Source organism: Frigoribacterium sp. MCBA15_019, from assembly GCF_001864945.1.
GTDB lineage: Bacteria > Actinomycetota > Actinomycetes > Actinomycetales > Microbacteriaceae > Frigoribacterium.
This window is the reverse complement of sequence record NZ_MJGS01000002.1, coordinates 279,835-300,519: the sequence shown is the minus strand read 5'-3', so window position 1 is coordinate 300,519 and position 20,685 is coordinate 279,835. Positions and strand designations below refer to the sequence as shown.

The following is a 20,685-nucleotide window of genomic DNA, read 5'->3' as shown; positions in this document are numbered from 1 at the left end:
GGCTCTCCCACTGATGTCAGGGTCGTGCAGGCGGGTCGCCTGCACGGAGGGGTGCTGCTTAGGCGTCGACCGTGATGCCCATGGAGCGGGCGGTGCCGGCGATGATCTTCGCCGCGGCGTCGATGTCGTTGGCGTTCAGGTCGGCCTGCTTGGTCGTGGCGATCTCGCGCACCTGGTCCATGGTCAGCTTGCCGACCTTGGTGGTGTGCGGGGTACCCGAACCCTTGGCGACGCCGGCAGCCTTCTTGATGAGCTCGGCGGCGGGCGGGGTCTTCAGGATGAACGTGAACGAGCGGTCTTCGTAGACCGTGATCTCGACGGGGACGACGTTGCCGCGCTGCGACTCGGTCGCCGCGTTGTACGCCTTGCAGAACTCCATGATGTTCACGCCGTGCTGACCCAGGGCCGGGCCGATGGGCGGGGCGGGGTTCGCGGCGCCGGCGTTGATCTGAAGCTTGATCAGACCCGTGACCTTCTTTTTCGGTGCCATTGTTCTTTTCCTTCTTGTGGGGTTCGAGCCGATCGCGGTCGCGGCCTGCTCTCCCGGTGGCCCGCGGCGCGGACTCCGGTGATCTGAAAACCTGGGGGGTGTGTGCTGCTAGAGCTTCGTGACCTGGTCGAAGCTGAGCTCGACCGGCGTCTCGCGCTCGAACAGCGAGACCAGCACGGTGAGCTTGCCGCTCTCGGGCTTGATCTCGTTGATCGTACCGGGAAGTCCGGCGAACGACCCCTCTTTGATCGTGATCGTCTCGCCGATCTCGAAGTCGACCTCGGCGGGGATGACCCGCTGGGCCTGCTTGCCGCCCTTGGCACCGCCCTTGGCGGGGGCCGGGGTCGTGTCGACCTGGACGAGGCTCTTCAGCATGTTGAAGGCCTCTTCGAAACGCAGCGGCGTCGGGTTGTGGGCGTTGCCCACGAAGCCGGTGACGCCGGGGGTGTGCCGGACGACGGACCAGCTGTCCTCGTTGAGGTCGAGACGCACGAGCACGTAGCCGGGGATGCGGACGCGGGTGACGAGCTTGCGCTGCCCGTTCTTGATCTCGACCACGTCTTCCATCGGGACCTCTACCTGGTAGATGTAGTCCTCCATGGTCATCGAGACCATGCGGTTCTCGATGTTCTGCTTCACTCGACGCTCGAAGCCGGCGTACGAGTGGATGACGTACCACTTGCCGGGCTTGCCGCGCAGCTCGTAGCGGAAGGCCTCGTAGGGGTCGACCTCGGCGGGCTCGTCGTCCTCGACCTCGGTGGCGGACACGTCGACGTCGACGTCGTCGTGGGCGATCTCGGCGTCGGCGTCCTGGACGGACTGCTCGGCCTCGGCGATGACGGCGTTCGCGGCAGGGGCGTCGCCTTCGTCGGCGGCCTGCTCGGCCTCGGAGTCGGCCTCGTCGTCGGTCGCCTCGACGGCGGCCTCGGCCTCGAAGGCGTCGTCGATGTCGAGGGCGTCGTCGACGATCGCGTCGGCCTCGGGGTCGCGCGCTTCGGCCAGCGTGTCGAGCAGACCGTCGAGGTCGCTCGTGTCGGTCGAACCGGCGTCACCCTCGTCGACGACCGAGAGGGCCTCGGACTCGGCGGGCTCGACGGCGTCCTCGTCGGCGGCCAGCGTGCCGCCCTCCTGGGCCTCTTCGACCTCGGAGGACTGCTCGGCAGCGGTGGCGAGGTCGATGTCGTCGCGCTCGTTGTCAGGCAAGGGTTCTTCTTTCGATCGGGGTTGTCGGGTGCACGTGCTCGGTGGCACGGGACCCGCTCACGTGGTGCTCGGGGAGTCGGCCGGTGGGTGGCGTGTCAGCTGCCGGTGGGGCCGTTGCCGAAGACGTAGCCGACGCCGGTGCCGAAGACCAGGTCGAGCAGGGAGACGAGGGCCATCATGATGACCACGAAGACCAGCACGACGCCGGTGTAGCTCAGCAGCTCTTTGCGGGTCGGGGTGACGACCTTCTTGAGCTCGGCGATCACCTGGCGGATGAACAACGCGATGCGGGCGAAGGGGCTGCGGCGCGTCGCACCGTCGCTCTTCGCCTTCTCGACGACGTCTTCACTGGGGACGTCAACGTCTTTTCTCGCCACTGTTCCGACCTTCCGAGCTCGGCCCGAGGGCCTGTGTCCGTATCTGTGTGTGATCACCGTGTCATGAAGAACACAGCCGGGCTGCAGGGCGGACAGGACTCGAACCTGCAACCTGCGGTTTTGGAGACCGCTGCTCTACCAATTGAGCCACCGCCCTATGGGATCGACGCCGTTCAGATGACCTCTCGGCCGGACCCGGAGGCCCTGCCTCTCGTAGCCGGCTGTTGGTGAACCGGACTGCAGAGGCGCGCTGAAGCTTGGCGCATTCGATCGCCTCGTCAAGTGTAGGCGAAGCGGCGGGCGCGTGCAAAGCCGGGCCGTGCCGCACCCGGCGCCCCTGCCCGGACCGGCCCTGTCCGGCCGGTGGCGCCCCCGCTAGGCTGACCCGCGTGACCCCGACCGTGCGCCGTCTCTCGTCCCGTATCTCGTCGATCGCCGAATCCGCCACGTTGGCCGTCGACGCGAAGGCCAAGTCCCTGCTGGCCCAGGGCCGACCGATCATCAGCTATGGCCCGGGCGAGCCCAACTTCCCCACACCCGACCACATCGTCGAGGCGGCCGTCGTCGCCGCCCGCGACCCACGCAACCACCGCTACTCGGCGGCGGCCGGCCTGCTCGAGCTGCGCGAGGCGATCGTCGAGAAGACCCTCCGCGACAGCGGCACCACGGTGTCGACGTCGCAGGTGATCGTCACGAACGGTGGCAAGCAGGCCGTCTACCAGGCCTTCCAGGCGCTGCTCGACGACGGCGACGAGGCCCTCCTGCCCGCGCCCTACTGGACGACCTACCCCGAGGCCGTCGCCCTGGCCGGCGGCGTGACCGTCGAGGTCTTCGCCGGTGCCGACCAGGGCTACAAGGTCACCGTCGACCAGCTCGAGGCCGCCCGCACCGAGCGCACCAAGGTGTTGCTGTTCTGCTCGCCGTCGAACCCGACCGGCGCGGTCTACTCGCCCGAGGAGGTCGAGGCGATCGGTCGATGGGCCCTCGAGGCCGGCGTCTGGGTGATCACCGACGAGATCTACCAGAACCTCACCTACGACGGCGTGACGGCCACCTCGATCACCGAGGCCGTGCCCGAACTGGCCGACCAGGCGATCCTCGTCAACGGCGTCGCCAAGACCTACGCCATGACCGGGTGGCGGGTCGGCTGGATGATCGGCCCGACCGACGTGATCAAGGGTGCCGCGAACCTCCAGTCGCACCTCACCTCGAACGTCTCGAACGTGTCGCAGCGCGCGGCCCTGGCGGCGCTCACCGGCCCACAGGACGAGGTCGAGGCCATGCGCGTCGCCTTCGACGCCCGCCGCGGCACGATCGTGCGCGAGCTCAACCGGATCGACGGCGTCGTCACCCCGACTCCCGAGGGCGCCTTCTACGTCTACCCCGACGTGCAGGGCCTGCTCAGTCGCGAGTGGGGCGGAGTGACGCCCACCACGTCGCTCGAGCTGGCCGACCTCATCCTCGAACAGGCCGACGTCGCCACCGTGCCCGGCGAGGCCTTCGGCCCCAGCGGATACCTCCGCCTGTCGTACGCGCTCGGCGACGACGAGCTTCTCGAGGGTGTCCGTCGCCTGCAGCGCCTGTTCGCCTGACCCCTCCCGCACCACCCCGAGGCCGGGTCCACCGATCGGTGGACCCGGCCTCGACCGGTCGGGCCTGGTGCGCGGGGCCGCCACGGCGCACGCTGGAGCCATGACCCCCGATCCCGTCGTGCGAGTGCACGAGCTCACCAAGACCTACGGCACCGCCACCGCCCTGCACGGCCTCTCGTTCGAGGTGGCCGCAGGCGAGACCCTCGGCCTGCTCGGCCCCAACGGTGCCGGCAAGTCGACCACCATCGAGATCCTCGAGGGCTACCGCGACCGGTCCGGCGGCGACGTGTCGGTCCTGGGCGCCGACCCGCAGCACGGTGGTCTCGACTGGAAGGCACGCCTGGGCATCGTTCTGCAGACGTCCGGCGAACAGGGGACGGCCACGGTGCGCGAGCAGATCGCCCACTTCGCGGGTTTCTACCCGAACCCGCGCGACGTCGACGAGGTCATCTCGGCGGTCGGCCTCGAGGCGAAGGCGGGCGCCCGCATCCGGTCGTTGTCCGGTGGGCAGCGGCGCCGCGTCGACGTGGCGCTGGGTGTCGTGGGCGGTCCCGAGCTGCTCTTCCTCGACGAGCCGACCACGGGCTTCGACCCCGAGGCCCGGCGACAGTTCTGGCAGCTGATCCGGTCGCTGTCGGACGACGGCACGAGCATCGTCCTCACCACGCACTACCTCGACGAGGCGGCCCAGTTGAGCGACCGCGTCGCGGTGATCGCCCAGGGCCGGCTCGTCGCCCAGGGGCGACCCGACGAGCTCGGGGACGAGGAGGCGCGCACGCCTCACGTCACCTGGGTCGACGAGCACGGACGACACGACGTCCGCACCACCGAACCGGGCGCCCTGGTCGCCGACCTGCACGCCCGTGGAGGCGAACCCCGCTCGCTCGAGGTGATCCGGCCGTCGCTGGAGGACGTGTACCTCGGGCTGGTCGCGACCGCCGAGCGGGCCGCGGACGGGATCCCGGACGCGACCGGGGCCGGGGACGGGCACCGCGCCTCCTCGTCCGGGGTGATCTCGTGAGGACCCTCGCGCTCGGCCTGAGCCGCACCCGGTACGAGGTCCGGGGGTACTTCCGGGCCGGTGACACCGTCTTCTTCACGTTCCTGTTCCCGGTGGTGATGCTCGCGATCTTCTCGACGGCCTTCAGCGCGTCGGGATCGTTCGGCACCCGGCCGGACGGCTCCGAGGTGGGGGCCGCCGCGTTCTACCTTCCGGGCATGATCGCGGCCGGCATCCTGCTCTCGGGCGTGCAGAACCTCGCCGTCGACATCGCCCTCGAGCGCGGCGACGGCACCCTGAAGCGGCTCTCGGGGACTCCCCTGCCGGTCGGGTCGTACTTCGTGGGCAAGTTCGGTCAGGTGCTCGTCACGAGCCTGCTCCAGGTGGCGTTGCTCGTGCTGGTCGCGCGCGTGGTCTTCGGCGTGCCGTTGCCGACCGACGCCGGGTCGTGGCTGACGCTCGCCTGGGTCTACCTGCTCGGCATCGCGACCTCTGCACTGGTCGGCATCGCCCTCTCGCGCGTGCCCCGCAGCGGCAAGAGCGCCACGGCCGTGATCGTCCCGATCACGCTGGTGCTGCAGTTCATCTCGGGTGTCTACCTGCCGTTCACCCAGCTGCCCGACTGGCTGCAGTCGGTTGCCTCGGTCTTCCCGCTGAAATGGCTGGCGCAGGGCATGCGCAGCGTGTTCCTGCCCGACACGTTCTCGGCCGCCGAGACCGGCGGCTCGTGGGACCTGCCCGGCGTCGCCCTCTGGCTGGCGGTCTGGCTCGTCGCCGGCGCCGTCGCCTCACTGCTGACCTTCCGCTGGATCAGGAAGGACACGTGACCCGTGGACGGGCACCGATCCCCGCCGACCGGCCTCGGTCCCGACGACCGGCGCCTGCCGCTAGCGTGAGCGACATGGACGACACCGGCGACCGGGCCGAGACCGGGGTATCCGCCCGGTCGGGCACCGCGATCTCGATGCGCTGGTGGGACGCCGGCCTGGCGGTCACCGTCGTCGTGATGGTCGTGCTCGCCACGGCCTCGTCGAGCGGACGGGTGACGGCGTCGTTCGTCGCCGTCGGCCTGCTGGCGCTCGTGTGGTTCGTCCTCGCCCGGCCCGTAGTCCGTCGCGACGACGACCTCCTGTCGCTCCCGGCCGTCGCGGCGGTGGCCGCCATCGTGGCCGTGGGTGGCCTCGCCGTCGCCGCCACCCCTGAGCTCGCGGTCGTGCAGGCCTTCCTCATGCCGCTGATCTGGACCCTGCTGCCCGGCACCCGGTCCGCGATCGTCGCCAACGTCTGCCTGTGCGTCGCCGTCTCGGTCGGGTTCGTCGTCAGCCTCGGCTGGTCGGCCGAGGCGCTCGCGACGGCCGCCACCAGCGAGGGCCTCTCGCTGGTGTTCAGCATCGCGCTCGGGCTGTGGATCACCACGATCGCCCGCGTCGGGGCCGAGCGCGGCCGCCTGCTCGACGAGCTGCGCGAGGCGCAGGCCGAACTCGCCGCCCGCCACCGTGACGCCGGCACGAGCGCCGAACGCGAACGGCTGGCGCGCGAGATCCACGACACGATCGCGCAGAGCCTGACCGGGGTCGTCATGCTCGCCCAACAGACCCGGGGCGCCCTCGCGGCCGGCGACCTGACGACGACCCGCGAACGGCTCGACGTGATCGAGACCGCCGCCCGCGAGGCCCTCACCGAGGCCCGCACCCTCGTCGCGGCGACCGCGTCCTCCGGCCCGGCCGGCACGGACGTCGCGGCGGCCCTGCGGCGCCTCGGCCAGCGGTTCGAGCGCGAGAGCGGCATCGACGTGACGGTCGACGCCGCCGAGGTCGAGCTGCCCCGCGACCTGCAGGTCGTGCTGGTGCGCTGCACCCAGGAGGCGCTGGCCAACGTCCGCAAGCACAGTGCCTCGACCGCCGCGCGGGTCACGCTCACGGCCACGGCCGGGACGGTGGCGCTGGTCGTCGCCGACGACGGCCGCGGGTTCGACCCGACGGTCGCCTCGACCGGTTTCGGGCTCGACGGTCTGCGCGAGCGGCTCCACCTCTCGGGCGGCCGGCTCGACATCTCGTCCGGTGGCGACGGCACGATCGTCACCGCGCAGGTGCCCCGGGCGGCGGTGACGACACCGTGACCGCCGCCGGGCCCGCGCACGACGGCGCGACACCGGCCGTCGACGGGACCTCCCCGACAGAGCCGCTCGTCCACCGCACCCTCGTGGCGGACGACCACCCGATCGTGCGGCAGGGCATCGCCGCGCTCCTCGCGACGACGGACGACTTCGTCGTGGTCGGGCAGGCGAGCGACGGCCACGAGGCCGTCGCCCTGGCCGAGTCGCTCGAGCCCGACCTGATCGTGATGGACCTCCGCATGCCGGGCCTCGACGGGGTCGAGGCGACCGAGGCCGTCCTGGCGCGACGCCCGTCCACCCGCGTCGTCGTGCTCACCACCTACGAGTCCGACGACAGCATCCTGCGGGCGATCGAGGTGGGAGCGAGCGGTTACCTGCTCAAAGCCTCACCCGAGGACGAGCTGGTGGCGGGTCTCCGAGCCGTGGCCGCGGGGCAGGTGGCCCTCGCCCCCGCGATGGCGGCCCGGCTCGTCGGCCGGGCGCGCACCGGCGGTGAGCCCGCGACGCGCGTGAGTCCGCTGAGTCCTCGCGAGACCGAGGTGCTCGCCCTCGTGGCCGAGGGGTGCTCGAACCGCGAGATCGGACGTCGGCTCTTCGTCGGCGAGGCGACGGTCAAGACGCACCTGCTGCACGTGTTCGAGAAGCTCGGCGTCAACGACCGGACGCGCGCCGTCACGCTGGCCCTCGAGCTCGGCCACCTGCCGCGCGGCTGACGGGACGCGCGGCCGACGTGGCGCCTGGTCGACCTGCCGCGCGCGGCCTCGTGCCTAGAGCGACAGGCCGAGGAGCACGGGCTCGGGGTGCAGCAGCACGCCGAACTCGGACTGGACGCGCTGTTGCACGTAGCGGGCGAGCTCGGCGACCTCGTCGCCCGTGGCACCGCCACGGTTGGTCAGGGCCAGGGTGTGCTTGGACGAGACGGCGGCTCGAGAGCCGGGCAGTCGGAAACCCTTAGCGATGCCGGCGTGCTCGATCAGCCAGGCCGCGCTGAGCTTGACCTCGGCGGGCGCCCGGGGTGCCGGGGCCGCCGGCTCCTCGCCGAGCGGCACGACCCGACGCTCGGGTTCGGGGCCGGTCGGCCACCGCGGTGCGTCGGCGGGCAGGGTCGACGCGTCGGCCCGCGACACGATCGGGTTCGTGAAGAACGAGCCGCTGGACGCGGTGTCACGGTCGTCGGGGTCGAGCACCATGCCCTTGGCGGCCCGCAGGGCCAGCACGCTCGACCGTACGTCGGCCACTGAGACCCGGGCCCCGAGTTCGACGCCGAGGGCCTTCGCGAGCTGCGGGTACGCGACCTGCTCGCTCGCGCCTCCGTGGTCCGTCAGGGCGAACTCGACCGCCGTGACGACGCCCCGGCGGCCCTGCTTGAAGACGCTCGTGCGATAGCCGAGGTCGAGGTTGGCCGCGGGGATGCGGACGAACTCACCGGAGTCGTCGTCGAGGAAGTCGACGGCCACGAGCGTCGAGGCGACCTCTTGGCCGTAGGCACCGATGTTCTGGATCGGCGAGGCGCCCGTCGAGCCGGGGATGCCGCTCAGCGCCTCGAGCCCCGACCAGCCCTGCTCGACCGTGTACGCGACGAGGTCGTCCCAGGGCTCGCCGGCGGCGACGCGCAGGTGGACGCGGTCGTCGTCGGAGTCGACGCGCTCGACACCGCGCGTGGCCACGCGGACGACCGTGCCGTCGAACGGTTCGTCGGAGGCGACCGTGTTCGAGCCGCCGCCCAGGACGAACCAGGGGTCGTCGCCGAGCGACGCCTCACGGACGGCCGCCAGGAGCTCGTCGGTCGTCGTCGCCTCGACGAGGCGGGCGGGCTCGCCGCCCACCTGCATCGTCGTGAGCTCGGCGAAGGTCGTCACGCCAGCGTCACCACGACCTGGGCCTTGCCCAGCACCGTCTGGCCGCCGGAGTTGACGGTCAGGTCGATGCGCGCCGTGCCGGCCTCGTCGTCGAGCTTGCCCACCTTCGCGACGACGACGATCTCGGCCCCGGCGGTCGGGTCGACCACGACGGGACGCGTGAAGCGCACCTGGTAGTCCGACACCCAGCCGAGCACGCCGGCGTCGTCGCCCGCGCCCTCGAGCCATTCGACGACCGGCTGGACGGCGGTGCCCATCGTGAGCATGCCGTGGGCCAGGACGCCGGGCAGACCGACCTCGGCCGCCACGTCGTCGCGGTAGTGGATCGGGTTGAAGTCGCCCGACGCCCCGGCGTACCGCACCAGCGAGTCGCGCGTCAGGGGGTAGGTCTTCTCGGCCACGACCTGGCCGACCTCGAGGGCGCTCATGCGGCGGCCTCGTCGTCGGCGCGGACGACGAGCGTCGACACCGCGGTGACGACGTGTCGCCCCTCGACGTCGCGCATGTCGGAGGACGCCGTGACCATCGCGTTGCCGCCCAGCGTCTTGACGCTCGTGACGGTCAGGGTCGCCGTGAGCTCGTCGCCCGCGACGATCGGACGCGAGAGCGAGAATCGCTGCTCGCCGTGGACGACGCGGGAGAAGTCGATGCCGGCGTCGGGTTCGGCGAGCAACTGGGCGAGGGTGGCCTCTTGCACGACGACGGCGAAGGTCGGCGGGGCGACGAGGTCGCCGTGGCCGGCCGCGCGGGCCGCCTCGACGTCGAGCGACAGGGGGCTCGTCGAGCCGGTGGCGCGGGCGAACTCGCGCACCTTCTCGCGGCCCACGAGGTAGGGCGGGGCCGGCGGGAAGACCCGCCCTTGCAGATCAGGGTTCACGGACACGCGGTCGAGTCTAACCAGCGGGGTACGACGCCCGGCCCGGTGTCGGGGGCACGGCGTACGGTCACGGCATGAGCGACGCGAACATCGACCCCGACATCACCCCCGTCGACCCGGCAGCGGCCGAGTCCGACGAGACGACGACCACCGACACGACGAGCACCGAGCAGACCGACCAGGCCGCCACGGCCCGCGAAGAGAACTCGAACCCCGCACACGGCGAGACCCTCGGCGGGGCCCGCCCCGACGCCGGCAGCACCGCCTCGAAAGACCCCGACGACTGGGTCACCGGCGACGAGCCCATCACCGGCCCGCAGAAGAGCTACCTCGACACCCTCGCCCGCGAGGCCGGCGAAGAGCTGCCCGCGGACATGACCAAGGCCGAGGCCAGCGAGCACATCGACCGCCTCCAGCAGAAGACCGGCCGGGGGGCCTGACGCCCCACCGTCCGCCGAGGCCCGGGCCGTTGCACGAAAGACGGTCCCGGGCCTCTTCCGATCCTCCCCGCGCAGTCGTACACTCCAGTCACGTCTGGGATGGTAACTCGACGTGGGCACCCTCCTCTGGCGCGTGCCGGTACTGATCCACCTGCACCTCGAGCGCCGAGGGTGCGACGGGGTGCATCCGAGTCCTCCCCCGACTCGGGTGCACCTCTTCGCGTCGTCGGACCTGCCGCCCGGGTCCGACCATGGTCGTCCGAGACCGAGACCGGGTCCGGGTCCGGGGCCGGGGCCGGGGCCGGGGCCGAGTCCGGGTCCGACCGTGTCCGGGGCCGACGGGCTCCGCCCGTCTAGGGTGAGCGGATGACCTCCCCCGAGCCCCCGGTCTCCGCCGTCGGCTCCGGACGCCGCGACGGACCGGCCTCGTGGACCGCCGCCCTGCTGGGGTCGACGCACCCGGGGCCGACGCTCGTGGTGACCCTCCTCGCGGTCGTGCTGGGCGCCTCCTCGGGGCTGCCCCTCGGTCGTCTCGTGGTGCTCGCCCTCGCGGTGCTGCTGGGTCAGGCCTCGATCGGCTTCGCCAACGACTGGCTCGACGCCGGACGCGACCGCGCCGTGGGGCGCACCGACAAGCCGGTCGCCCAGGGCCGCGTGAGCGTGTCGGCCGTCCGCACCGCCGCGGTGGTCTGCGGAGTCCTGATGCTCGTGCCGTCGTACGCGTTGGGGCCGGCCGCCGGCACGGCGCACCTCGTGCTCGTGGCCTCGGGGTGGGCGTACGACCTCGGGCTGAAACGCACACCGGTCTCGGTGGTGCCGTTCGTCGTCAGCTTCGGCCTGCTGCCCGCCGTCGCCACCCTCGCCGCGGCCCCGCCCGCGCCGCCCGCCGCCTGGGCCGTGGCCGTCGGAGCCGTCTTCGGTGTCGCGATCCACTTCACCAACGTGCTGCCCGATCTCGACGACGACGCGCGCACCGGCATCGCGGGGCTGCCGCACCGCCTCGGACGCACGGTGTCGGGAATCACCGCCTTCGCGGCCCTGGCCGTCGCGGCCGTCCTGCTGCTCTCGGGCCAGCTGGGCGGCGACTCGTCGACGCCGGGCCTCACGGCTGCGGTGGTCGGCACCGTCGTGACCCTCGGCATCGCCGTCGTCGGCGTGCGCCTCGTGCTCGCGGGACACGTCGACCGGACCCTCTTCCGGCTGATCATGGTCGCGGCCGTGCTGCTCGTGGTGCAGCTCGCCCTCAGCGGCGGCACGATCGTCGCCTGAGACCCACGCGCCGCGGCGGACAGGCAACGGCAGGGGTGGGCAGGGCAGCGGCAGGGGTGGGCAGGGCCCGGACGCGTCAGGCCCAGCGCATCGCGTAGACCGACGCGAGGACGTACCTGCTCGGGGCCCGCAGCACGGCCCCGAGCGCCAGGTCGCGGGCCCGCGCCGTGCCCCCGCCGACGGGTCGACCGAGGGCGGTGTTCCACTCGGCCTGACGGGCGGCGCGGACGGCGGCGCGGGCGCGGCCGCCCTCGAAGCGCGCGAACGTCGTCGGCTCGAGCAGCCGCCCTCCCCTCCGCTTCACCGCCGCGGCGATCACGGTCTCGAGCGCGTCTCCGTCGAGCCAGCCGAGGTTCATGCCCTGGCCGCCGATGGGGCTGATCTCGTGGGCCGCGTCACCGATCAGCACGACGCGGCCGACGACCGTCCGGATGGCCAGCCGGCGGCGGACGCCGAACGCGCTCGTCATGGTCGAGGTCGTCGGGTCGACGGGCGAACCGGTGCGATCCGACACCAGCCGCGCGACGTCGTCCGCGGTGACCGAGGCGGCTGGCCCGTGCGCCGAGGCGGTCGACCCGTGCACCGACCCGGCGTGGACCACGAACCGTCGCCGACCCGCGGGCAACGGGAACGACTCGACGACCCCGGTGCGCTCGAGGTGGATCACCGCGTCGGGGCCGTGGCCGGTCGTGTCGGCGAAATCGCCCATGACGTAGCGGTCGGGCAGGTCCCGGGCCCTGGTGTCGACGCCCAGGGCGGCGCGGACGGCGCTGCGCGTGCCGTCGGCCCCGACGACGAACCGGGCGGCGACGACCACCGGGCCCTCGTCGTCGACCCCCCGGACGACGACGTCCTCGTCGCGTTGCTCGAGCCCGACGAACCGCACGCCCCGGCGCAAGGCGTCGTCCCGGCGCGCGGCGAGCCCCCTCCGCAGCACGGCCTCGGTGCGGTCCTGCGGCACGGCGGCGACGAACGGCCACCGGGACGACGCCCGGTCGAACGGCACGACGCCCACCGTCCGGGTGCCGCTCCGCGCGATCCCCTTGCGGATGCGGACGGCGCCGGCGAGCAGCTCGTCCGCGAGGCCGAGCCGGTCGAACAGGTCGATCGAGGGCGGATGCACGCCGAGGGCGCGAGAGTGCGCCGGGTCGTCGACCCGTGCCTCCCAGACGACGGCGTCGAGGCCGCGATCCGCCAGTGCGACGGCGAGCATCACCCCGACGGGTCCGCCACCGACGATCAGGACGTCATGCGTCCGCACGGTCGGCACCTCCGGGGGCGTCGGCGCCGGTCTCGCGGACGAGCATCAGACGGTAGGGCCACTGCCGGACGACGCGCCAGCCGCGGGGAGCCACGTCGACCAACTCGCCGGGGGTGAAGCTGCGCCGGATGGACAGCAGTCCGTCGACGTGGACGAACGACCGCCTCCGCCACGGCCAGGTCGTGGCCCGGTAGGCGAGGTACGCCCCGCGGGCCCGCTCGATGTCGGCGTGCAACACGAGACGGGTGGCCAGACGGACGCTGTCGTCGAGCACGGCCGCCCGGGCGTCGTCGTCGAGGTGGTGCAGCACGTGGTTCGAGACGACCACGTCGAAGGTCTCGCCCGCTGCGACGAGCTCGGTGCTCGACGCCCGCCGGAACTCGACCCCGGCCGGGACGGGGCGAGACACGGCGAAGGCGTGGGCTCGGTCGTCGGGGTCGACGGCCACGACCTCGAGAGCGAGGCCGTCGCGGCGGGCCCAGCCGGCCAGGGCACGGGCCAGGTCGCCGCCGCCGGACCCGAGGTCGAGCAGCCGCGTCACCTTCTCGGAGGACAACACCGGCCGCAGGCGGCGGAGGTACACCCGACGCCATCCCGCGACGAGACCGTTCACGACGGGGAAGGCTCGGTAGGTGGCGTCGAGCAGCCCGAGGTCGCAGCCCGGGTCGTCCATCAGCTCGACGAGCTCGACGCCGCGTCGCGAGAGGTCGGGCCACCAGGGCGGCCGCACCGCGATCGACGGAGCCGAGGAGGTGCGGGTCGCGCTCACGAGACCGTGCGTCGCGTCATCAGCGCGGTCTCGACGGTCAGCCCGGGGCCGAACGCCATGGCTCCCACGCGCTGCGACGGGGCGGCGGGCCCGGCCAGCAGCTCGGCGAGGATGAACAGGACGGTCGCGCTGGACATGTTGCCGTAGTCGCGCAGGACGTCGCGCGAGGGCGCCAGGTGGTCGTCCGTCAGCCCGAGCTGCTGCTGCACCCGGTCGAGGATGCTGCGCCCGCCCGGATGGACGGCCCAGAGGTCGACTTCGCCGACGCCGACGCCTCCGGCCTCGAAGAGCGGCGCGAGGGCCGAGTCGATGTGCAGCTCGATGATCTGCGGCACGTAGCTGCTGAGGACCATGTCGAAGCCCAGGTCGCCGATGGTCCACGCCATGTCGGTCTCGCCGACCGGGGTGAGCACCGTCTCGAGCACGTCGAGGTCGAGCACGACGGACCCCGACGGCGCCGGTCGGGCGGTCACCACCGCGGCGGCCGCGCCGTCGGCGAACACGGACGAGGCGACGATCGAGTCGGGGTCGTCGGAACTGCGCAGGTGCAGCGTGCAGAGTTCGGCGCAGACGACGAGCACGACCGCCTCCGGATCGGCGAGGCAGAAGTCCCGTGCCGCGGCGAGGGCCGGGAAGGCGCCGTAGCAGCCCATGAAGCCCAGGTGGTGGCGTCGGGTCGACGGCGACAGCCCGAGGCCCCGCACGAGCAGGTAGTCGGGGCCGGGCGCGAAGAAGCCGGTGCACGAGACGCTGATCACATGCGTGACGTCGTCGGCACCGAGGTCGGGCGCCCCCGCGAGGGCGGCCCGAGCGGCGTCGAGGAAGAGCTCGGGCGACCGGTCCACGTAGACCTGGTTGCGCGCGCCCGTGCCGGGGCGGAGGATCTCGTTCGACGCGGCGTCGTAGAACGTCGGCTCTCCCTCGCGCGGTCGCCGGTCGAGCTCGTCGACGACGGTGTGCCGGGTCTCGATGGCCGAGGCGCCGAACGCGGCGCCGACGATGCGCTGCCCGAGGCGGCCGAGGCCGGGCTGGGTGGCGAAGATCTCGCGGACGTCGTCTTGTCGGATGATGGTCGGCGGCACCGCGGTGCCGATGCTGCGGATGCTCACGGCCATGCTTCATCGTAGGCCCGGCGCCTGGGCGCAGCGGACCGACGACGAAGGCCCGAACTCGTGAGAGATCCGGGCCTGCGGTAGCGAGGGCGGGACTTGAACCCGCGACACCACGATTATGAGCCGTGTGCTCTAACCAACTGAGCTACCCCGCCGCAAGCTGCGGGCCCTGCCGGCATCACACCGGGACGGGACCGAGACAGCCAGAGCCCCGAGTCAGGATTGAACTGACGACCCCTTCCTTACCATGGAAGTGCTCTACCACTGAGCTATCGGGGCGTGACCACCAGGCGAGCGACCCAGGCCGCTGCCGATTGGCACCAGACAAGGGTAGCAGAGCGAACGGGGTGCTGACGCCACGTGCCGCCCCGGCCCGGCGAGGCGCGTCCGGGGCAGGATCGACGGGTGCACAGCCTCGAACTCCTGCTCGACCCGGCCTCCGACGAGGCCGTCCGTGACGAATGGCGCGTGTTGTCCGCGGCGGGTCTGCCGTCGCAGGGCGACCACGCGGGGACGTCGAACGCGCCGCACGTCACCCTGGTGGCACGACCCGGCATCGACCCGGCAGCCGACCCGCGCCTCCTGCCCCTGTCGGCGGCGCTGCCGCTGCCGGCCGAACTCGGCGGGCTGCTGCTCTTCGGCACGCCTCCGCGCGGACTCGTGCTGGTGAGGCCGGTGGTCGTGACCGGCGACCTGCTGGACCTCCACGCCCGGGTGCACGAGAGCCTGGGAGGCGCGGGGGACGTCCCGCACACCACCCCCGGTCGGTGGACCCCCCACGTCACGCTCGCGTCGCGCCTGACGCCCGACCAGGTGGCCCGTGCCGTCGACGCCCTCGCGGACGCCGACGCCCCGTCGACCCGGACGGTCGTGTTGTCGCGGTTGAGGCGCTGGGACCCGAGCACGGGGACGATCGTGCCGTTGGGGCCCGTCACCGGGAGCACGGGCGCGCCGGACGGCGCCGGCCGCTGAGACCGTGGGTCGGACGAACGTCAGTCGAGCGGACGCGAGACGGCCTCGAGTGACGCCAGATCGCCCTCGGTCAGTTCGACCCGGGCGGCGTCGAGCAGGCCCTCGAGCTGCCGGGGGGTGCGGGCGCTGCCGAGTGCGCCGATGACGTTGTCGCGTGACGCCAGCCAGGCCACGGCGACGGCCCCCGGTTGGACGTCGAGCCGCTCGGCGATCTCGACGACGACCTCGAGGGTGCCCTGGTTCTGCGGGGTGATGTAGCTGAGGGCCCGGCTGCCCCGGGGGGAGTCCCCGCGACCGACCTCGTGACGGTATTTGCCCGTCAGGAACCCGCTCGCCAGGGACGAGTGCGGCAGGACGGCGAGGTCGTAGTGGTCGACGATCGCCGCGACGTCGCTCTCGTACTCTCCGCGACGCACCAGGTTGTACGCGACCTGGACCAACCGGAACGGGTGCAGCCCGTCGCGGTCGGCGATCGCGAGGGCCTGACGGAGGCGCGCACCGGTGTAGTTGGACGCCCCGGCGCAGAGGATCTTGCCCTCGTCGACGAGCTCGCTGAGCGCGCCCACGGTCTCGTCGAGCGGCGTCTCGTCGTCGTCGAAGTGCGTGAAGTAGAAGTCGACGTGGTCGGTGCGCAGACGGCGCAGCGACGCCTCGACCGCCGCGCGGATGCTGGCGCGCGACAGGCCGGGGGCGTCGGGGTGCTGCCCGCACTTCGTGCTCAGCACGACCCGGTCGCGGTTGCCCGGTCGGGCGAGCCAGCGACCGATGATCGCCTCGGACTCGCCCCCGGAGTTGCCGGGCAGCCACGCCGAGTAGACGTCGGCCGTGTCGACGACGCGACCGCCGTCGTCGGCGAAGAGGTCGAGCACCTCGAGGGCCGTGGGGGCGCCGACCGTCCAGCCGAAGACGTTGGTCCCGAGCGCGAGCGGGAACGGCCGGGTGCCGGCGGGCAGGTCGGCCGTCACGAGGTCGGTCGCAGGGTTCAGGATCGTGCCAATCGTGTCGCAGGTGCTCGTGCCCCGGAGCTCGCGCCCCGGGTGCTCTGACCACGACCGTAGCCGATGCCGCGTGGGGGGCCTGCCGTATCGTGGCCGCATGTCCACACGAGAACCGGCCGAGACCGACACGCTGACCCCGACCGCCCCGCTCGAGGGCACCTCGACGACCGCCGACCAGGGCGGAGAATGGTGGCGAACCGCCGTCATCTACCAGGTCTATCCGCGGTCGTTCGCCGACGGCGACGGCGACGGCGTCGGCGACCTCCCCGGCATCACGTCACGCCTCGACGCCCTCGGCGAGCTCGGCGTCGACGCCGTCTGGCTGTCGCCGTTCTACACCTCGCCCCAGCGCGACGCGGGCTACGACGTGGCCGACTACCGCGACGTCGACCCGCTGTTCGGCACCCTGGACGACTTCGACGCCCTCCGCGCCCGGGCCACCGAGCTGGGCCTGCGCGTCATCGTCGACGTCGTGCCGAACCACACCTCGAGCGACCACGCGTGGTTCCGCGAGGCCCTCGCGTCGGCGCCGGGTTCGACCGCCCGCGGCCGCTACCTGTTCCGTGACGGCCGCGGCCCCGACGGCGACCTGCCGCCGAACAACTGGCAGTCGATCTTCGGCGGCCCGGCCTGGTCCCGCGTGACCGAGGCCGACGGCCGACCGGGTCAGTGGTACCTGCACCTGTTCGACTCGTCACAACCCGACCTCGACTGGACGAACCGCCGCGTGCGCGACGAGTTCGTCGACGTCCTGCGATTCTGGCTCGACCGCGGCGTCGACGGATTCCGGGTCGACGTCGCGCACGGCATGGTCAAGGCCGAGGGCCTGCCCGACTACACGCCTCCCGCCGACTCCGGCAGCATGGGCGGCGGTCAGGGCGATTCCGCTCCCCCGCCGTACTGGGGCCAGGAGGGCGTGCACGAGATCTACCGTGAGTGGAACACGGTCCTCGCCGAGTACCCGGGCGATCGGGTGCTGGTCGCCGAGGCCTGGGTCGAACCGCTCTCGCGTCTCGCCGACTGGGTGCGCCCCGACGAGATGCACCAGGCCTTCAACTTCGCCTACCTCGAGACCGGGTGGTCGGCCCCGGCCGTCCGTCAGGTCGTCGACGCGTCGATCCAGACCTTCTCGAGCGTCGGGGCCCCGAGCACCTGGGTGCTGAGCAACCACGACGTCGTCCGGCACGCCAGCCGGCTCGCCCTCACGGCCGAGAACCCGCAGGGGTACGGCATCGGACCGAAGAGCGAGGGGCTTCCCGTCCCCGAGCTCGGGCTGGCCAGGGCCAGAGCCGCGTCGGCGCTCATGCTGGCCCTCCCCGGCAGCGCCTACGTCTACCAGGGCGAAGAGCTCGGCCTGCCCGAGGCGATCGACCTGCCCGACGAGTCCCGACAAGACCCCACGTGGTTCCGCACCGACGGGGAGCGCTACGGCCGGGACGGCTGCCGCGTGCCGCTGCCGTGGTCCGCGACCGAGCCGGCCTTCGGCTTCAACGCGACCGGCGCCTCCTGGTTGCCCCAGCCCGCCGACTGGTCGACGTACGCCCGCGACGAGCAGCGGGGCGTGGCCGGCTCCACGCTCGAGCTCTACACGCGGGCACTGCGCCTCCGGGCCGACCACGAGCTCGGTGCGGGCACGCTGACCTGGCTCGACGGCTTCGGGCCCGACGTGGTCGCGTTCCGCAGCCAGGGCGTCACCGTCGTGACCAACATGGGCGACGTCCCCGTCGAGTTGCCCGTGGCCGAGGTCCTGCTGGCCACCATGGTCGTCGACGGGCCGGCCCTGCCGCCCAACGCGACGGTGTGGCTCGCGACCACGTCGTAGGCACGAGACGACGGAAGAGCCCCGCCTGGCACCAGGTGGGGCTCTTCTCGTGCGCACCGCGATCGCGGAGGCCAGGGGCTCAGTTCGTGTTGGCCTGGAGCCAGGGATACGGGTCGACGGGCACGCCGCCGATCACGATCTCGAAGTGCAGGTGGGCCCCGGTGCTGTTGCCCGTGCTGCCGACCTTTCCGATGATGGTGCCGACCGTGACGGTCTCGCCCTCGCGGACCTCGACCGAACCGGTCTGCATGTGCGCGTAGACGCTGGTGACCTTCTGGCCGTTGACGACGTGGTCGATCCACACGTTGTTGCCCAGGGCACCGGAGGGACCGTCGACCTTGCTGACGACGCCGTCGGCGATCGACTGGATCGGCGAGCCGGCACCGGGGACGAAGTCGAGACCCTGGTGGAACGTCGAGCAGAAACCGCAGTTGGCGACCTGACGCGCGCCGAAGCCGCTGCTGATCGGCACACCCGTCTGGAACGGCCACTGCACCGTGCCGTTGACGTCGTTCGAGAACGTGCTGGCACTCGTCGAGGCGTACTCGGAGACGGCCTTCATCTCGGTGACCGAGTAGCCGTCACGCGAGATGCCGGCCGTACCGTCTGCCGAGGGCGAGGCCGCCGTGTAGCTCTGCGAGTCGGCGGCCTTCTTGGCGGCCGTCTGCGTGGGGGTGTCGACGAAGAAGGCGTTGGCGGGCACCGAGGTGGCCACGAGCATCGACCCGGCGAAGAGCATGGCTCCGACGACGGTCACGCGCTTGGTGTTGCGACGGAAGGTGGCCCCGGCGGTGCGGGGGGCGCGGACGGGTGCCTCGCGGCGAGCGGCGGGGCGCTGGGTGCGGGCCGCCTTGGTGCGTCCGGCGGCAGCGGGACGGGTGCCGGACTCGGCGGCGAGCCGCGCGGCACGCCTCGGCGAGACGGGCTCGGTCGCCGCTGTCGGAGCCGTCGACGTCGGGGCCTCGGCGACGAGCGCGGCCTCGACGACGGCGACCGGAGGAGTCGGCGCGGCAGGGGCCTTCGCCACTGCGGGGTTCGTCGTCACGGCGACCTGGGCGGCGCGGCGCTCGGCCTCGCGGGCTTCACGGCGGGTGAGGTAGACGGGGGCGTCGGCCACGACGGGGACGGTCGGAGCGACGCTCAGCGAACCGGTGCCCGTGAGGTCGTCGGTGGCGCGACGCGACGGGGTTCCGTCGCCGTCGGGCTCGGCGATCTGCTGGTACTTCGTCACGTGTGATGGGTCCTCGGGGTGATCGGGATCGGACGGTGGGTGCACCGTCGTCTTCACGGCCGTCACTGGTGATCGTGGCGCGGCCTCGGGGCGGACCTTCGGATGAGGAAGCCGCCGAGGGGATGCATCACGCGATGATCACGGATCAGTAACGACCTCACCAGGGTAGCCGGTCGGTGAACGAATGGCTACCCGTGTTCGGGTGTCAACGTGGATATGTATCGTTGACACACAGTATGACAACGCGCCACAACGTGTGCGCGACGAGGGCGTTCCCGTCAGATGCCGGCCTCGACGATGAGCGCGGCGAGGTCGTGGGCGATGCTGGGAGCCGCCACGAAGGTCAGCGAATCGCTGGGTGCCTCACCGAGTTCACCTCGGACGACGGCGCCTGCCTCGGCGGCAACGAGCGCACCCGCCGCGTGGTCCCACGGCTTGAGCCCCCGCTCGACGTAGGCGTCGACACGCCCCGCCGCGACGGCGCAGAGGTCGAGCGAGGCCGCCCCCAGGCGCCTCAGGTCACGGACGCGCCCGACCACCCGGACCAGCGCCTCCGCGTGCTCGACACGGCGGGCGGCGTCGTACGAGAACCCGGTCGCGAGGAGGGACAACTCGAGGGACGCCGGAGCGTTGACCCCGAGACGACGCCCGTCCAGCCACGCACCGCCGCCGACCGACGCCGTGAAGGTCTCGCCCGACGTCGGGTTGGCGACGACCGCCGCGAGGGCGCGCCAGGTGAGCGGATCGGGGCCGCCCTCGACGACGGCGATGCTCACGGCCCACTGCGGGATGCCGTAGAGGAAGTTGACGGTGCCGTCGATGGGGTCGACGACCCAGGTGAGACCCGTGGTCGAGTCGTCGGCTTCTCCCTCTTCACCGAAGAAGCCGTCGCCGGGACGCAGCTCGGCCAGACGACTCCGGACGTGCTCCTCGACCTCTCGGTCGGTGTACGTCACGACGTCGACAGCGCTGCTCTTGGTCTCGGCGACCTCGACCCCCTCGGATCGGCGACGGGCCGCCAGCTCGGCAGCCTCACGCGCGACGACGACGGCGATCTCGAGCAACTCGGCGGGGGTCGGGGTGACGGGCACGGGTCCTCCTGGGGGTGAGGCGCCCGGTAACGCAAGAACGGACTCGACGAGCGAGTCCGTTCTTGAGGGGCAACCGTGGCAAGTGAGGGATTCGAACCCCCGAAGGCTACGCCGGCTGATTTACAGTCAGATCCCTTTGGCCGCTTGGGTAACTTGCCATGCACGCCCAGCCCGTGTGATCACCGACCGGAGGCGCCCGACAAATA

The 20,685-nt window shown here is 72.3% G+C and carries 20 protein-coding genes, 4 tRNA genes and 1 pseudogene; 9 read left to right on the top strand and 16 right to left on the bottom strand.

Features of this window, described 5'->3' with window-relative positions; translation table 11 throughout:
* Positions 1–58: 58 nt before the first annotated feature.
* From rplK to BIV04_RS06360, 4 genes are all read right to left on the bottom strand, one after another.
* Positions 59–490: a 50S ribosomal protein L11 gene (gene rplK, locus BIV04_RS06375; RefSeq protein ID WP_043592945.1), complete on the bottom strand. Its 432-nt coding sequence runs from the start codon at positions 488–490 to the stop codon at positions 59–61.
* Positions 491–598: 108 nt separating this feature from the next.
* Positions 599–1,693, bottom strand: a complete 1,095-nt coding sequence (gene nusG / locus BIV04_RS06370; protein WP_071255219.1) for a transcription termination/antitermination protein NusG — start codon at positions 1,691–1,693, stop codon at positions 599–601.
* A gap of 95 nt (positions 1,694–1,788) precedes the next feature.
* Positions 1,789–2,070 carry a preprotein translocase subunit SecE gene (gene secE, locus BIV04_RS06365; protein ID WP_043592949.1) on the bottom strand — a complete coding sequence of 94 codons (282 nt, stop codon included), beginning with the start codon at positions 2,068–2,070 and terminating at the stop codon, positions 1,789–1,791.
* 84 nt (positions 2,071–2,154) lie between these two features.
* A tRNA-Trp gene (locus BIV04_RS06360) sits at positions 2,155–2,227 on the bottom strand.
* Between the two features lie 232 nt (positions 2,228–2,459).
* On the opposite strand from BIV04_RS06360, the gene BIV04_RS06355 reads away from it, so the two are divergent.
* The 5 genes from BIV04_RS06355 (at position 2,460) to BIV04_RS06335 (ending at position 7,491) form a co-directional block, all read left to right on the top strand.
* Positions 2,460–3,662, top strand: a complete 1,203-nt coding sequence (locus BIV04_RS06355; protein WP_255364181.1) for a pyridoxal phosphate-dependent aminotransferase — start codon at positions 2,460–2,462, stop codon at positions 3,660–3,662.
* A gap of 100 nt (positions 3,663–3,762) precedes the next feature.
* The gene (locus tag BIV04_RS06350) at positions 3,763–4,683 is read left to right on the top strand and encodes an ABC transporter ATP-binding protein (protein WP_071255218.1); all 921 of its coding nucleotides are present in this window, start codon (positions 3,763–3,765) and stop codon (positions 4,681–4,683) included.
* The gene (locus BIV04_RS06345; protein WP_071255217.1) at positions 4,680–5,489 is read left to right on the top strand and encodes an ABC transporter permease; all 810 of its coding nucleotides are present in this window, start codon (positions 4,680–4,682) and stop codon (positions 5,487–5,489) included. The genes BIV04_RS06350 and BIV04_RS06345 overlap by 4 nt, the downstream gene beginning before the upstream one ends.
* Before the next feature lie 74 nt (positions 5,490–5,563).
* A complete protein-coding gene (locus BIV04_RS06340) occupies positions 5,564–6,781 on the top strand; it encodes a sensor histidine kinase (RefSeq protein WP_083396201.1) in 1,218 nt (405 codons plus the stop codon).
* A gap of 83 nt (positions 6,782–6,864) precedes the next feature.
* Positions 6,865–7,491: a response regulator transcription factor gene (locus BIV04_RS06335; RefSeq protein ID WP_071255343.1), complete on the top strand. Its 627-nt coding sequence runs from the start codon at positions 6,865–6,867 to the stop codon at positions 7,489–7,491.
* A gap of 54 nt (positions 7,492–7,545) precedes the next feature.
* Here the strand turns inward: BIV04_RS06335 and BIV04_RS06330 are convergent, their stop codons facing one another.
* From BIV04_RS06330 to BIV04_RS06320, 3 genes are read right to left on the bottom strand one after another with little or no spacing between them, the layout of a single operon-like run.
* Complete coding sequence (locus BIV04_RS06330) at positions 7,546–8,637, bottom strand: UDP-N-acetylmuramate dehydrogenase (RefSeq protein WP_255364180.1); 1,092 nt, start codon at positions 8,635–8,637, stop codon at positions 7,546–7,548.
* The gene (locus BIV04_RS06325; protein ID WP_071255215.1) at positions 8,634–9,065 is read right to left on the bottom strand and encodes a MaoC/PaaZ C-terminal domain-containing protein; all 432 of its coding nucleotides are present in this window, start codon (positions 9,063–9,065) and stop codon (positions 8,634–8,636) included. The genes BIV04_RS06330 and BIV04_RS06325 overlap by 4 nt, the downstream gene beginning before the upstream one ends.
* Entirely contained in the window at positions 9,062–9,520 is a 459-nt protein-coding gene (locus tag BIV04_RS06320) for a MaoC family dehydratase N-terminal domain-containing protein (protein ID WP_043592955.1), read from the bottom strand. Before BIV04_RS06320 ends, BIV04_RS06325 begins: the two co-directional genes overlap by 4 nt.
* A gap of 218 nt (positions 9,521–9,738) precedes the next feature.
* On the opposite strand from BIV04_RS06320, the pseudogene BIV04_RS17405 reads away from it, so the two are divergent.
* Both BIV04_RS17405 and BIV04_RS06310 read left to right on the top strand, forming a co-directional pair.
* Positions 9,739–9,954: pseudogene (locus BIV04_RS17405) on the top strand (DUF3072 domain-containing protein); the annotation flags it as partial.
* A 366-nt stretch (positions 9,955–10,320) separates the two neighbouring features.
* Positions 10,321–11,223: a UbiA family prenyltransferase gene (locus BIV04_RS06310; protein ID WP_083396198.1), complete on the top strand. Its 903-nt coding sequence runs from the start codon at positions 10,321–10,323 to the stop codon at positions 11,221–11,223.
* A 76-nt stretch (positions 11,224–11,299) separates the two neighbouring features.
* On the opposite strand, the gene BIV04_RS06305 is transcribed toward BIV04_RS06310, so the two are convergent.
* The 5 genes from BIV04_RS06305 to BIV04_RS06285 form a co-directional block, all read right to left on the bottom strand.
* The gene (locus BIV04_RS06305) at positions 11,300–12,484 is read right to left on the bottom strand and encodes an NAD(P)/FAD-dependent oxidoreductase (protein ID WP_143048580.1); all 1,185 of its coding nucleotides are present in this window, start codon (positions 12,482–12,484) and stop codon (positions 11,300–11,302) included.
* Entirely contained in the window at positions 12,471–13,253 is a 783-nt protein-coding gene (locus BIV04_RS16715; protein WP_255364179.1) for a class I SAM-dependent methyltransferase, read from the bottom strand. Before BIV04_RS16715 ends, BIV04_RS06305 begins: the two co-directional genes overlap by 14 nt.
* A complete protein-coding gene (locus BIV04_RS16710; RefSeq protein ID WP_071255214.1) occupies positions 13,250–14,368 on the bottom strand; it encodes a type III polyketide synthase in 1,119 nt (372 codons plus the stop codon). The genes BIV04_RS16715 and BIV04_RS16710 overlap by 4 nt, the downstream gene beginning before the upstream one ends.
* A gap of 78 nt (positions 14,369–14,446) precedes the next feature.
* Positions 14,447–14,520 (bottom strand) — tRNA-Met (locus BIV04_RS06290).
* 52 nt (positions 14,521–14,572) lie between these two features.
* Positions 14,573–14,644: transfer RNA gene (locus BIV04_RS06285), tRNA-Thr, on the bottom strand.
* 126 nt (positions 14,645–14,770) lie between these two features.
* Between BIV04_RS06285 and BIV04_RS06280 the strand changes: the two genes are divergently transcribed.
* On the top strand, positions 14,771–15,337 hold the full coding sequence (locus BIV04_RS06280) for a 2'-5' RNA ligase family protein (protein WP_071255213.1): 567 nt from the start codon (positions 14,771–14,773) through the stop codon (positions 15,335–15,337).
* A gap of 20 nt (positions 15,338–15,357) precedes the next feature.
* Here the strand turns inward: BIV04_RS06280 and BIV04_RS06275 are convergent, their stop codons facing one another.
* The gene (locus tag BIV04_RS06275; RefSeq protein WP_071255211.1) at positions 15,358–16,302 is read right to left on the bottom strand and encodes an aldo/keto reductase; all 945 of its coding nucleotides are present in this window, start codon (positions 16,300–16,302) and stop codon (positions 15,358–15,360) included.
* Positions 16,303–16,432: 130 nt separating this feature from the next.
* On the opposite strand from BIV04_RS06275, the gene BIV04_RS06270 reads away from it, so the two are divergent.
* Entirely contained in the window at positions 16,433–18,157 is a 1,725-nt protein-coding gene (locus tag BIV04_RS06270; RefSeq protein ID WP_083396197.1) for a glycoside hydrolase family 13 protein, read from the top strand.
* Between the two features lie 79 nt (positions 18,158–18,236).
* Here the strand turns inward: BIV04_RS06270 and BIV04_RS06265 are convergent, their stop codons facing one another.
* The 3 genes from BIV04_RS06265 to BIV04_RS06255 form a co-directional block, all read right to left on the bottom strand.
* Positions 18,237–19,388 (bottom strand): M23 family metallopeptidase, encoded by a 1,152-nt coding sequence (locus tag BIV04_RS06265; RefSeq protein WP_071255210.1) that lies wholly within the window; start codon positions 19,386–19,388, stop codon positions 18,237–18,239.
* Between the two features lie 278 nt (positions 19,389–19,666).
* Complete coding sequence (locus tag BIV04_RS06260) at positions 19,667–20,479, bottom strand: inositol monophosphatase family protein (RefSeq protein WP_071255208.1); 813 nt, start codon at positions 20,477–20,479, stop codon at positions 19,667–19,669.
* A 76-nt stretch (positions 20,480–20,555) separates the two neighbouring features.
* Positions 20,556–20,637 (bottom strand) — tRNA-Tyr (locus BIV04_RS06255).
* Positions 20,638–20,685: the final 48 nt, after the last annotated feature.